The following is a 12,557-nucleotide window of genomic DNA, read 5'->3' on the forward strand; positions in this document are numbered from 1 at the left end:
GCAGTGATCGCCACTGAGCAGATGGGGGTCGACCACGCGTACGTATGCCTGGAGCGCACCCTGGTCGTGGCCTTGGAGGGCCAGGGCACGGATGCCGCAGCGAGCGGGAAGGACTCGATCGCTCTCCGGCAGAGCTACGACCGGCAGATCGAGTCGCTCGACCTCAAGGGTCGGGCGCTCGTCGTAGCGAGAGCCGACGTCGGTGATGGAGAAGAGCGCGAGAGATTCTACATCGGGCGACGCGGGATCAACGATGACGAAGGTAATCGCATCGTCGTGCACTGGTCTACTCCTGCCGCCATGAGGTGGCAGGAGACCGACGAGCACAACCCCGGTGAGGTCAGCCTCCTGCGTCGACTCACTTGTCAGTCGCGGAAGGTGCAGAACTACCTTGACGTCCATGGGACCGACTCCCACCTCGTGACGAGTGTGGAGCCGAACTCCATCGACGAGGCGGAGCCGGAGTTACGGGACCCGCTGCTCGAAGAGCTTGACCGGGCCCGCGACGGTTCCATGCATGACATCGTGGAGACCATCCAGCGCGAACAGCTTCGCTTGGTCGGAGCCCAGCCTGACGGCGTCCTGGTCATCCAGGGTGGTCCAGGTACGGGCAAGACCGCAGTTGGTGTTCATCGAGTCACGTGGTTGCTGCACAACGAGCACAACTCGGCCAAGGACATCCTGATCGTCGGACCCAACCGGGGATTCCTTGAGTATGTGGGCACTGCGCTTGACGAGCTCGGCACTCGTGGAGTGACCATGCTGGAGTTCCCCGCGCTTTGGGACGCGACGAAGGCGCGCCATGATGACGCTGCGGTGGCTGGGCTGAAGTCGGATTCGCGCATGGCGGACGTGCTCCAGAGAGCAGTCGACGGCAGGCCGCGAACTTCGGTGGAGCAGCTCACGGACATCGTCGACGGCCCGGTGTTCACCTTTGAGCTCAACCGTCGTGAGGTCGTGGTGTCCGTAGAGGCGATTTCCGCCATCGCCGTCACAGCGCTCGCCAGGGAAGGCCCTTACACGGTTCGTCGGGAGGGCTGCGTCCTGCGCATCCTCCAGCTACTCACTGACGCGTACGTCGGGACTCTCCCCGGCCCGGCGGATGACGATTACCTCCCGCACGTCGCTGAGGTCCGTGCGGTCCGGAACCTACTTGCGAGCATATGTCCCGACCTGACGAGCCGGGAGGCTCTGCATAGCCTGCTGGCCTCACCCGCGGCCATGTCGGATGCTGCCGAGGGAATCCTCACTCCCGAGGAACAGGCCACGCTGACAGCTCATCGCGGGAAGCCCGGCCGACGCCGGGCAGCAGAGTTCAGTCATGAGGATCTCGTGTGCCTCGACGAACTCGAGTACGTACTGAGTGGCCGTCCGGAGCGTGTCTACGGGCATGTCGTCATTGACGAGGCGCAGGACATGACGCCAATGGAGGCGCGGTCGCTCGCTCGGCGCTGCCCTGGTGGATCCATGACCATTCTCGGCGACCTGGCCCAGGCAACAGGCGTGCACCCTCACCAGAACTGGGATCTGTTGGCGAGTACGCTCGCCGGCAGGCACGAGTGGGAAGTGAGAGAGCTGCGGACGGGATTCCGAGTTCCTCGTGCCGTGATGGAGTTTGCGGCGCCGCTCGCCGCACTCTGCGCGGATGGCCCAACGGTCCCTACGTCCGTACGGGAGACCGCAGCAGAGGTCGTCGTTCACCATGACGGTGCGCCGATGGCACGAGCCATGGAGGTGGCTGGTGACCTCATTGGCAACCAGGGTGGTGCGGCGGACAGCCGTTCTGTCGGTGTGATCGTTTCGGCGCAGGGCTCGTCGGCTGTCGCCTTTGAGGCGACACCCTCGGGCCTGGCGGTGCTGACCGCCGCAGAGGCGAAGGGGCTGGAGTTCGACCATGTGGTCGTCGTCGAGCCCAGCGCAATAGCCACCGGTCCGTACGGACTGCGGCACCTGTATGTGGCACTGACCCGGTGTACCCAGTCCTTGACCATCGTTCACCAGGCTCCTCTGCCTCATGCTCTCGGTGGCCCCGCTCCGGCTTCTCCAACCCCACTGCAGATGTCCTCGAGCACCTCCGGCGTGGCCTCCGAAGCGGGGGAACCGCGCCGGTGCAGCCGCTATCACGAGGACGGGACGCGGTGCCGCGCAACCACAGGCCGGCCTGACGGCTGGTGCCGTGCCCCGGCGTGCGGGGGGTTTCGAACGAGCGAGCCCCCAGGCGCACCGCTGTTCCGGCAGCTCGCAGTGCTCTCCGGCGGCGATTCGCACGTGAAGCTGGAACTGCCGTCGGCCGAGATGCCCAGGACCCGGGTGAGCGCCAGGGCCCGGAACGCCTTCGTGACGCGCCATCGAGGTACTCCCGCTGAGGCCGTCGCAGAACTGCACTCCATGCTGGTGCCCTTCGTCGCAAAGGGCGCCCACTACCGACGGCCGAGCGGGCAGTGGGTACTCACCCTTGACGGCTTCCGCCTCACTCTCAGCCGCGACGCAACGACGGTCACCAACTATGAGTCCGTTCACTCGGAGCGGAGTTACGCCCAACACTCCGCAGGTGTCGTCTCGCGTGTAGGCAAGGACGCGCGGGCGAGACACCGCTCCCACCTCACCCCCGCGCGTGCCGAGCAGATGGGCCCGGCCCTCGACGAGGGCGCGTTGCGCCGCCTCGATGTGACCGAGATGCACATAACGGCTGCCGCCTGTAAATCCTACGAACACCTCAACCATGATGGCCGTCACCTCAGCGATGATGATTTCGTGCAGGGCATGCAGGTTGCGCTGGCCAATGACCTCGCGGAGGCCGCGGTCATTGAGACGGGTTCCCGGATCCTCATCGATGGGGCGTCCTTGCAGTGGCATCTCGCAGTGGACGGCCGGTCACTCATTTACGTCCTCCAAGCGCGAACGCCCGCCAGGTATCAGGTACCTGACCCGCAAGAAACGAACGCAGACCCAGACGCCGCGAACAAGGACACCATGATGGACAAGGGCACCGTGACCGCCCCAGGGTTGGGACAGGGCTCCACCTCCGCCCACGAGGGGCTCGGGCCACAGGTCGCGCAGCGCATCAGGGAGGCCCGCGCAGACGGATCGCACAAAGCGCTGCGCTATCGTCTCCTTGCCGATCTGTATGAGAGTGGCATCACCGGGGTCGGCGAGGGCGGAGAGTTCGTCGATGCCTGGTGCGAGCGACCGGATGGGTTGACCCTCTTCGGAGTGGTCGGCGCAGGTGAGAGTACGTATGCCCATATCCGGGAGGCCGTTCTGCACATCCTGGAGGCTGCTCATCTGCATCCTGGAGAGAGCGCCGAGCACCTCGTGATTGTTCTGCGAGAACCGCCGGTCGAGACTTGGGCTGCAGAAGCGGTGGACGGTGCCTTCGCGGTCAATCTGGCATGGCGCGAGGGCGACGGCTGGGCGGGCCCCGGAGCGGCGCTTATCACGTCCGGCTCGTGAAGACTCGAGTCGGTCGACGGCGTCGGACACGTCCCTGCCCCGAAGCCACAACGGACCTTCACAGCGTGCCGCTCGAGCGCGGTCCTCCTCACCCACGGAGTCGAGGCCGGATGGTGACCCCGGAGTCGGTCGCGGAAATCGGCCCACGGCCGACGCAGCCCATGACGACGGAGCCGCCCAGACCGCGGTGGGAGTTCGCGACGAGCTTGCCGGACTCGTGGACACCGTCACCGACCGGATCGAGAACGACGACTGGAGCACCTGCGTGTGCGGTGAGGAGCATGACCAGACCGAGACCGGCGCCGGCGTCGTGCCTGTCATGCGTCACCACGTGGCGCTCGCCCGAGGGCTACGTGAATGAGCGGGGCAGCGGCCAAGGGGTGACCGGACGCCTTTGGACCGTGCAGCACGGGGTAACGCGGATCAATGTGGCGCGTATGCTCTGATTAGGCACAACAGCATTCGGTGTTACGAGCCGTTACCGGGCGGGGTGCGCTGCTTTTATCGAGCGACCGGCGACCGTGAAATTCCTCCGGCCGGCCGCTGCGTCGTCTGCGTAATACCTCGCGTCCGGGGTTTCACCGGACGGATTCGCCGGGCCTGCGCAGGCTCGAGGCCAACGTCGCTCGCTTAGTTCATGATCGCGTAGAGTCTCGGCACAAGACCGAGACTCTACGCGATCATGAACTAAGCGAGCGACGTTGACCTCTCACCTGTCGCAGAGAAACCCAGGACGATACTGAGCCTTTTCCATCTTGATCAGGTAGCGAGTTCGAGGGCGACGACGGCTCGGACGACGGCGGTGATCCGGGTGGTGCTGCAGCGGAGCTTCCGCAGGAGCCGCCAGCATTTGAGGGTGGCCATAGCGCGTTCGCCGAGGCTGCGGATCTTGGCGTGATCGCGGTTGTGACGCCGCCGCCAGCCGCGCAGATTCTTGCCCCGGAACGGGACACGGACCGCAGGACCTGCGCTTTGGTACGCCTTGTCCGCCCAGCACTTGGTGGCGTCGGCAGCGAGGGCGGCGGGGATGCCGTGGGTCCGGGCCGCGGTCAGATCGTGCACGGCTCCGGGTAGCGCGTCCGAGACCCAGATCAGACGGCCGGCTGGATCCGCGAGGACCTGCACGTTCATCCCATGGTGCTTCTTCTTCCCCGAGTAGTACGGGCGGTTTGCGGCGATGCGGTCGATCGGCAGCACGGTGCCGTCCAGGATCACGTACGCCTTCTTCCGCACGGTCGTCATGGCTTGCTCCAGCGTGGGCGCGAGGGCGGCCAGGAGATCGACGGCCTCGCGTATGTAGCGGTAGGCCGTGGCGATTCCGATGCGGAAGCCTGCGGCGAGACGGGCGTAGGTGTCGCCGCACCGCAGGTGGGCCAGGACGAGCAGGGCCTGGCGGCCGCAGCTCAGGCGACGCCAGCGCGAACCGATCCGACGGCGGTGACCAGCGAGAACACCGGAGAGATGCCGCAGCACGCGGCTGGACAGATCGATGCCGGACGGGTAGACAAGCACGCGAAAGCTCCTGGCAGACTGGTGATCTTGGTCGTGAACCCGTCTACCAGGAGCTTTCTTCATGCCCGCCGCCGGGGCTGCCGGCCCAACCACCCGTCAGGTTGGAAACGGCTCACTCCTTCGGGGTCGGCGCCGGCCGCCGGGTAGCGGTAGGTGCCGCTGATGGGGTTCATGGTCACGTCGCCGCCGCCGAGGCTCACATGCCCTTCAGGGGTCGCGCCGACGAGGCACCGGTCACCGGTGTGGATCAGGAACGTCCAGTAGGCGCCGGACTCACGCTGGAGCAGGCGGCGGAAGACCGCCAGCGCCGTGCCCGCAGACCAGTCCGCCAGATCCACCCGGTAGGTGCGCTTGAAAACGAAGTTGGCACCCACCCCGCAGCCGATCTCGTCCTTGACGATCCGGCGGACGGTGCGGGCGTACGCTTCGTCGTCGATGTCGAATCCGAGCTCGTCCATCCTGATGGGCAGGTCCGGGACGTCCCGGAGGAACTCCTGTCGCGATATGCCGCATTGGTCCTCGACCGTCAGGGCAAGCAGGGGCGCGCCGTCGTCGGGACAGGTGAAACCGCGCTCGGCCAGCTGTCGGTAGGGCAGCACGGCGAGGACGTCGTGGCGGTCGGCGCCGGGGCCCTGCGGCAGCGGGAGTTCGGCGATCGACCCGGGCTCGGACACGGTGCCCGTCATCAGTTCGAGCCGGTCCGCCCCGGCGGTTCGTGGCCGGTGCAGCAGGGCGAAGGGCGGCGGGTCGCCGGCGAGGATCCGCCGCAGGAGTGGGCCGGGTCCGCAGGTCGGCGGCTCGTCGGCACCGGACGTCATGAGCGGCTCACCTCCTCCAGTTGCCGCAGCACAGTGTCGGTGGCCAGCGTCATTCCGCAGCGTGTCGCGACGTACTCCAGCGTCATACGGTGGTCGGTCAGCCTGAAGTCCGCGACGGCGTCCCCCACGACGAACGTCTGGATGTCGAGTGCGTACGCCTCACACGTGGTCATGAGGACGCCGACATGCGCGTACACGCCGCACACGATGAGCTGGTCGCGTCCCGAGTCCCGGAGCAGGTCCAGCAGGCTCGTTCGGAAGAAGGCGCTCGGGCGCCACTTGGTGAGCACGGTGTCGGCCGTGCCCGGTGCGAGTTCCCCGATCACGGCCCGGTCGGGCGGAGCGGCGGTCATTCCCGGGCCCCAGAAGTCCTTGAGCAGTCCGCGCTGCTTCTCGGTCATGTCGCCCGGCTGAGCGGTGTAGGCGACAGGGACGCCGAGCCGGGCGCAGGCCCGGCGAAGCCGGGCCGCGTTGCGCACCAGCGGGTCGAGTGGGGACCGGCCGGCGGGAAACGGCCGCAGGAAGTAGTTCTGCATGTCGTGAACGAGCAGGACGGCGCGGGACGGGCTCACGGTCCACGAGGCCGTGTTGGCGGGCAGGTCGCCTTCCTCGGGCATCGGGTAGGGCTCGATCGCGGGGATCGCCACAACCCCCTCCTTTCCATGGCGAGGGCTACGCGCCGAGCGCGGCCCCGCCGTCGATGGTGAGGTGGTGCATGGTGACGTGCGCCGCCTCGTCGGACAGCAGGAACACCACGGCGTGGGCGATGTCCTGGGGGCGTGCGACCTTCGCGAGCGGGATGCCGACGCGGAAGGCCTCCGGAACACCGTCGACCGAGGCGGCGCGGGCCGCGGCCTCGTCGTCCCACAGGGCGGTCAGCATGGGGGTGTCCGTGGAGCCGGGTGCGACCACGTTGCAGCGGATTCCGTACGCGGCGTTCTCCAGGCCGAGGCACTTGGTGAACATGGAGGCGGCCGCCTTCGACGCCGCGTACGCCGCCATCTCCATGCGCGCGGTGCTCACGGCGTTGGAGGCGACGGTGACCAGCGCGCCGCGCCGCCGCGGACGCATCCGGCGAATGACGGAGCGCGAAACGTGGAAGACACCCGCCGTGTTGACGGCGAACGTGGTCTGCCAGTCCTCGTCCATGAATCCGTCGACCGCGCCGGTGCGCAGCACGCCGGCGGCGTTGACGAGACGGTCGATCGGACCGAGGCGCTCCTCGACCGCCTCGATGACCGCGTCAACGTCCTCGCTGGAGGTCACGTCAACAGGGAAGGCCGTCACCGGGAGCCCGGTTTCCCGGAGTTCCCTGGCGACCTTCTCCAGCCGGTCGGCATCCTTGTCGAGCAGCGCCACCGAGGCGCCCCGCGCGGCGAGCGCCTCGGCCACCGCGGCACCGATGCCGCCTGCCGCACCGGTCACCACCGCGATCGTGTCCTTCATCGGCTGAGCTCCTTTCGCTTCGTGTCCTTGTCCCTCACCGGATCGGGTCGTGCCACGCGGAGACCACTTCCAGCGCTTGCCAGGGGTTGAGGCGGGGGTCGCACAGCGTGGTGTACGCGCCCGTCGGTTCGGATCCGTCCGCCACGCACTCGGTGACGGAGTGCGGGGTCGCCTCCAGGTGCAGGCCCCCGGCGACGCCGCCCGCGGCCGCGACAGCGTCCTGGAAGCCGACGACCTCGCGCACGAGCGCTTCGACATGCCGTGTCTTCATGCCGGCGGGTGCGGTCACGGTGTTGCCGTGCATGGGGTCCGACAGCCAGCTGACCGGATGGCCCGCGGCGCGCACTGCGGACACCAGGGCGGGCAGCCGCTCGGTAACCGCCTCGGCGCCCATCCGCGCGATCAGGGTGAGCCTTCCGGGCGTGCGTCCGGCGTCAAGCAGGCCGCACAGACGTACCAGGTCGTCGGGGTCGGCGGTCGGTCCGACCTTGCAGGCGACCGGGTTCTGGATGGAGGCGAGCAGCCGCACATGCGCTCCGTCGGTCTGCCGGGTGCGCTCCCCGATCCACGGCCAGTGGGTGGAGGCCAGGAGCAGCCCGCCTTCGCGGTCGCGGCGCAGCAGGGGCAGTTCGTAGTCGAGGACGAGGGCTTCGTGGCTGGTCCACACATGGGCGTACGGCGCCGTCGCCGGCCCGGGATCACGAAGGCGCAGGGCCTCCACGGCTGTGACGGCGGCGTCGTAGCAGTCCAGCATCCGTGCGGGCGTATGCCGGCGGGCCACATCGTCGGGCTCGGGCGAGTTGACCATATGGCCGCGGTAGACGGGGAGTTCGCGCCCGCCCACCCGCTCCGAGGGCCGGGAGCGGGGCTTGGCGAACTGGCCGGCCATCCGGCCGACCCGCAGTACGGGCCTGCCCGAGCGGGCACGCATCGCCTCGGCGAGTTCGTCGAGCAACTCGGCCTTCCGGGCCACGGGCCCGGCGGCGCACTCCGCAGGATCCTCCGCGCAGTCGCCGGCCTGCACCACCTGGAACCGGCACTGGGCGACCTCGGCCAGCAGGCTGCGAAGCGTCGCTACTTCGTCGCGGCTGACAACTCCGGGACGGGCGGCGAGGAGTCGGCGTACTGATTCGAGTTGCGGATCGTTGAGCCAGTCGGGTTGCTGCCGGGCCGGCAGCGCCCGCCAGCGGCGCATCTCGGCGGAGGAGAGAGCGGCGCCTTCGTCCTCGGCGAGCAGCAGGGCGGTGTTGTCGGACATCGTGTGCGCTACCTCCGTAAGGAGTGCGAGCGGGGGAGGAGGGGGCGTGCGTCAGACCCGATGGCAGGCCTGGACCGCCCCCCTTGTCGCAGTCGGGGATTGGTGTCGAACAGGGCTGTCAGCTCCTGGTCGGCGACGCCGAGCACCCGGCCGGAGAAGGACCGCAGCGCGCGCAGGTATTCGTCCCGCATCTCTGCCTCGTCGAGATGTGGCGTGCGGCCGCTCTCCAGCAGGATCCGGCCCGCCACCAGCACGGTATGCACGTCCGGTGTGCCGCCCAGTGTCAGAAAGCCCTCCAGCGGGCGGGGGTTGAGCAGATAGCGCCAGTCATCGACAGGCACGAGCACGAGGTCCGCCTGCTTGCCCACCTCCAGGCTGCCGACCTCCCGCTCCCAGCCGAGGCCGCGTGCGGCGGTCCGGGTAGCCATGGCGAGGGCGCCGCTGGCGGGCAGGGCGGTGTGGTCCGCCGCGAGTTCGTTGTACATCTGCCAGGCGGCCCGCATCTCCTCCGCCATGCCCATGACCGGAAACACGCCTCCGTCCGTGGACAGGGACACATCGAGCCCGGACCTCCTGAAGTCGGGTATGAGCCCCGTCTCGGTCAGGGTGGACTCTCCGGTGGGGCCGTACTTTGCGGGCGAATGGCTGACATGAACCTTGGCGTCGAGCAGCATGCGCCGCTCCTCCGGGTCGGCGAATGCGCAGTGCACCGCCATGAGCTTTTCATTGAGCAGTCCCAGCCGGTCCAGTCGGCGCACGGGCGTGGTCCCGAAGTATGCGCGCACCGCTTGCGTCTCATTGCGAAGAGCGCAGACATGTGTGGCGAACGGGACGTCGTATTCCTGCGCGAGCCGGGCCAGTCCGCGGCCGAGCTCGTCGCTCATATTGGTGAGATAGGGGGCCGTGGGCCAGGCACGCAGCCGACCGGTGCGGTCCGTCGCGCAGCGGTCGAGCAGCCGCTGGATCCACTCCAGTTCGCTGTCGGCGTCGCGGGTCCGCTCGGGAGTTGCGGCGCCACCCGTGCCGCACACCGTGTCCGCCACCCAGGCGCTCACAGAGACACGGATGCCCAGGTCCAGGGCCGCGTCGGCCAGCGAGTCGGGGCGATTGACAGAGCCGACGTCGCCGAGGGTGGTGGTACCGGAGCGCAGCTGCGTCCACAGCGCGTACCGTGCGACGGCATCCGCCTCGTCGGGTGCGAGGGCATCCACCAGGCGGCGGAATCCCTCGAATCCGGCGGACACCTCGGCGATGTTCCCGCCCAGGGCCATGAAGCCCGGCTCGTCGGCGTGGTCGTCCGGTGCGCGCAGGGCTCCCCTGAAGGGGAGCCGGACGGCGAACATGTCGTGCCAGTGGTTGTTCACGAAGCCCGGCATGACGAGCATGGCCGAGGCGTCGAGCGTGTGCATACCGGCCCGCTGCTCGGGGGTGAGCCCGGCGACGGCCCGCGTCACTTCCTCGACCGGGCCGACAGCGGCGATCCGGTCGCCGACGACGAGAACGGATCCCGTGGGGTGAACCCGGCCTGCGGCATCGGCGGTGCAGATGTGACCGCCGTGGATCAGCAGCGCCGGCGGGCGGGCGGGCAGGCCCTCGTCGTCGAGCGGCGGGCCCCCGCTCATGCCGTGGCCTTCCCGGACCCCAGTGCGACGGCGTTCAGGTGCCGCTGCCAGGCCTCCAGCGTGGGCTCGGCCGCAAGTTCGCGGAAGGACACCGGCAGGCCGTTCCGTCGCCACTGGTTGACGAGGCGCATCATCTCCAAGGAACCGAGTCCCACATGGATGAGGTTGGCGTCCGGCTCGATCGTTCCGTGCTCGGTGCCGATCAGGGTCTCGACGGCCTGGCGCAGCGCTGCGGACACCTCCGTCGGAGTGCGATCCGCGCTGTCCGCTGTGGTTTTCATCGTTGCTCTGCGTCCTTCGAGGTCGGCGGAGTGTGGGTGGGCGGGACCGGACCCGACGGACGGCCCCCGGGTGACGGACGGCCTCATGGGCCGATCACCTCCCCGGCCCTGGCAGCCGCGTCGGCCGCAAGGGTCTTCTTGTCGACCTTGCCGAGTCCGGTCAGCGGCAGCTGCCCGACGATCGCCAGCCAGTCGGGGAGCTTGTAGTCGGCCAGACCGGCGGCATGCAGCGCCTCCTTCAGCTCCAGCAGGGTGGGGGCCGGACCGTCCGGTACGACGAAGGCGCCGACCCGCTCGCCCAGGAACCGGTCGGGCACCGGTACGACGGCGACCTCGGCCACCGACGGGTGGGCCAGGAGGTATTCCTCCAGCTCTCCGGCGGACACCTTGTCCCCGCCCCGGATGATCACGTCCTTGATGCGGCCCTCGATCACGAGGGCACCGTCGTCGGTGAGCCGCGCGAGGTCGCCGGTGCGATAGAAGCCGTCCTCGGTGAAGGCGCGGGCGTTGTGCTCCGGCGCCCGGTAGTAGCCCTGCAGCGTGTACGGCCCTCGGGCGAGCAGTTCGCCCGTGTCGCCCGTTGGCAGGTCGGTGCCGTCGGGTCCGACGATCCGCACTTCGTCATCGGGTGAGACGGGACGGCCCTGCGTGGTCAGTACGGCCTCGTCGGTGTCGTCGGCACGGGTGAGGGTGAGCAGGCCCTCTGCCATTCCGAAGACCTGCTGCAGCCGGCAGCCGAGCACCGGCGTGATGCGCTCTGCGACGGAGCGGGGCAACCGGGCCCCGCCGACCTGCAGGAGCTTCAGGCTCGACAGGTCCGCCTCGTTCCACTCGGCGGCCTCCAGACACAACTGGGCCACGGTCGGTACCACGGAGGTGAACGTGACGCGTTCGCGGTCGATGCTTTCGAAGCACTCGTCGGCGATGGGAGAGTCCGCGAAGACCACGGTGCCGCCGGCGCACAGGGTACCCACCACACCCGGGCAGCCCCAGGCGAAATTGAACTCTGCCGGGAGTACCGCCAAGTAGACGTCGTCAGAGCACAGTTCGAGCAGTTCCGCGGTCACCCGGGTCTGGTAGGCGTAGTCGTCGTGGGTCCGGGGGATCAGTTTCGGCAGCGCCGTCGTGCCGCCGGACAGGAGGAAGAACGCGACATCGGACGGGTCGGGCGCGGGCAGTCCCCGGGGCTCCGCGTCCACCTCGTCCAGTGCGACGAGCATCCCGGCGGGGGCGTCGGCCGCTGCCGGTGCGACCGGGTCCAGGACGAAGACCTTGCGCAGCGTGTCGTACTGCCCCGCGAGTTCGAGGGCCAGGCGCGTGTGGTCGAAGCCCTGGTACACGCCGGGCACCACATAGGCCGCGGCTCCGGAGAGCGCGACCAGGTGACGGATCTCGCTGGCCCGGTGGGAGACCAGCGAGAACACCGGTTTGGCTCCCAGCCGGAACAGGGCGAAGCATACGGAGACGAACTCGGGGACGTTCGGCAACTGGACGATCACCCGGTCATCCGCGGCGATGCCCTGCTCGGCGAATCCCGCCGCCAGCCGCGCCACCCGGTCGTTGAGTTCCGTGTAGGTCACTCGGCGCCCGCCCTGCACAAGGGCGGTGCGCCTCCCGTGGTCCGCCACGGTGGCGGACAGCAGGCCGGCGAGGTCCTCGCCCCGCCAGTGGCCCGCCGTGCGGTAGCGGTGGGCCCGATCCCCGGGCCACGGCGTGCATCCCTCAAGCATGATCGCTCCCCACCGCTGGGTCGTGGGCCTCGGTGATCTCGACGACGGCGCAGCCCGCCTCCATACCGGGTGAGGCACCGATGATCATCACGAAGTCACCCGGTGCCACCTGTCCGGTTCGCCAGATGTGTTCGAGGCCGGCGACCGGGTCGGCGGCGCCCAGGTGCCCGGTCGTGCGGGTGAACTCCCAGACGCCCCGTTTCTCGTCGATGTCCAAGGGGTCGAGGAAGCATGCCCGCAGAGGCGTCCGGGAGAAGCCGATGTGACAGACCCGGCGGATGTCCCCCATGACGAGGCCGGCCTCGGCCAGTGCCTTGTCGGCGGCCGTGGCGACGGTGTCACCGAAGTCGCCCATGGGACGCCGCGGGCCCACTCCTGGCGCCAGAACTCCCGGCGCTCCTCGAGGTTGAGTGTGCCCCCCACGGTGGGGCCGGGCG

11 protein-coding genes are annotated in these 12,557 nt (G+C 69.0%); 2 read left to right on the forward strand and 9 right to left on the reverse strand.

Translation table 11 applies throughout. The annotated features are described in order from the left end of the window. Window positions 1–3: 3 nt before the first annotated feature. Together DNK56_RS02325 and DNK56_RS34880 are read left to right on the forward strand one after the other, a co-directional pair. Window positions 4–3,453 carry a HelD family protein gene (locus DNK56_RS02325; protein ID WP_158558557.1) on the forward strand — a complete coding sequence of 1,150 codons (3,450 nt, stop codon included), beginning with the start codon at window positions 4–6 and terminating at the stop codon, window positions 3,451–3,453. A gap of 217 nt (window positions 3,454–3,670) precedes the next feature. Then, a complete protein-coding gene (locus DNK56_RS34880; RefSeq protein WP_158558556.1) occupies window positions 3,671–3,814 on the forward strand; it encodes a hypothetical protein in 144 nt (47 codons plus the stop codon). Window positions 3,815–4,212: 398 nt separating this feature from the next. On the opposite strand, the gene DNK56_RS02330 is transcribed toward DNK56_RS34880, so the two are convergent. The 9 genes from DNK56_RS02330 to DNK56_RS35700 form a co-directional block, all read right to left on the reverse strand. Further along, window positions 4,213–4,965, reverse strand: coding sequence for a transposase family protein (locus DNK56_RS02330; protein ID WP_111330039.1), 753 nt, complete (start codon window positions 4,963–4,965; stop codon window positions 4,213–4,215). A gap of 59 nt (window positions 4,966–5,024) precedes the next feature. Next, window positions 5,025–5,783, reverse strand: a complete 759-nt coding sequence (locus tag DNK56_RS02335; protein WP_111330040.1) for a chorismate-binding protein — start codon at window positions 5,781–5,783, stop codon at window positions 5,025–5,027. Next, window positions 5,780–6,430 (reverse strand): isochorismatase family protein, encoded by a 651-nt coding sequence (locus tag DNK56_RS02340; protein WP_111330041.1) that lies wholly within the window; start codon window positions 6,428–6,430, stop codon window positions 5,780–5,782. Before DNK56_RS02340 ends, DNK56_RS02335 begins: the two co-directional genes overlap by 4 nt. A gap of 25 nt (window positions 6,431–6,455) precedes the next feature. Beyond that, entirely contained in the window at window positions 6,456–7,229 is a 774-nt protein-coding gene (locus DNK56_RS02345) for a 2,3-dihydro-2,3-dihydroxybenzoate dehydrogenase (RefSeq protein ID WP_111330042.1), read from the reverse strand. Between the two features lie 34 nt (window positions 7,230–7,263). After that, on the reverse strand, window positions 7,264–8,424 hold the full coding sequence (locus tag DNK56_RS02350; protein WP_199563936.1) for a 3-deoxy-7-phosphoheptulonate synthase: 1,161 nt from the start codon (window positions 8,422–8,424) through the stop codon (window positions 7,264–7,266). Window positions 8,425–8,495: 71 nt separating this feature from the next. After that, window positions 8,496–10,109 (reverse strand): amidohydrolase family protein, encoded by a 1,614-nt coding sequence (locus DNK56_RS02355; protein ID WP_111330044.1) that lies wholly within the window; start codon window positions 10,107–10,109, stop codon window positions 8,496–8,498. Beyond that, window positions 10,106–10,390, reverse strand: coding sequence for a phosphopantetheine-binding protein (locus DNK56_RS02360; protein WP_111330045.1), 285 nt, complete (start codon window positions 10,388–10,390; stop codon window positions 10,106–10,108). Before DNK56_RS02360 ends, DNK56_RS02355 begins: the two co-directional genes overlap by 4 nt. Window positions 10,391–10,473: 83 nt before the next feature. Beyond that, window positions 10,474–12,120, reverse strand: coding sequence for a (2,3-dihydroxybenzoyl)adenylate synthase (locus DNK56_RS02365; protein ID WP_199563909.1), 1,647 nt, complete (start codon window positions 12,118–12,120; stop codon window positions 10,474–10,476). Next, the gene (locus DNK56_RS35700) at window positions 12,113–12,475 is read right to left on the reverse strand and encodes a 3-oxoacyl-[acyl-carrier-protein] synthase III C-terminal domain-containing protein (RefSeq protein WP_241989725.1); all 363 of its coding nucleotides are present in this window, start codon (window positions 12,473–12,475) and stop codon (window positions 12,113–12,115) included. Before DNK56_RS35700 ends, DNK56_RS02365 begins: the two co-directional genes overlap by 8 nt. Between the last annotated feature and the right edge of the window lie 82 nt (window positions 12,476–12,557).

The sequence above is a fragment of the Streptomyces sp. AC1-42W genome (assembly GCF_003248355.1).
Classification (GTDB): domain Bacteria; phylum Actinomycetota; class Actinomycetes; order Streptomycetales; family Streptomycetaceae; genus Streptomyces.

Coding starts and splice junctions, on each gene's coding strand:
- DNK56_RS02335 (WP_111330040.1), bottom strand. CDS start 5,783: ATGACGTCCGGTGCCGACGAGCCGCCGACCTGCGGACCCGGCCCACTC.
- DNK56_RS02345 (WP_111330042.1), bottom strand. CDS start 7,229: ATGAAGGACACGATCGCGGTGGTGACCGGTGCGGCAGGCGGCATCGGT.
- DNK56_RS02350 (WP_199563936.1), bottom strand. CDS start 8,424: ATGCGCCGCTGGCGGGCGCTGCCGGCCCGGCAGCAACCCGACTGGCTC.
- DNK56_RS02355 (WP_111330044.1), bottom strand. CDS start 10,109: ATGAGCGGGGGCCCGCCGCTCGACGACGAGGGCCTGCCCGCCCGCCCG.
- DNK56_RS02360 (WP_111330045.1), bottom strand. CDS start 10,390: ATGAAAACCACAGCGGACAGCGCGGATCGCACTCCGACGGAGGTGTCC.
- DNK56_RS02365 (WP_199563909.1), bottom strand. CDS start 12,120: ATGCTTGAGGGATGCACGCCGTGGCCCGGGGATCGGGCCCACCGCTAC.
- DNK56_RS35700 (WP_241989725.1), bottom strand. CDS start 12,475: ATGGGCGACTTCGGTGACACCGTCGCCACGGCCGCCGACAAGGCACTG.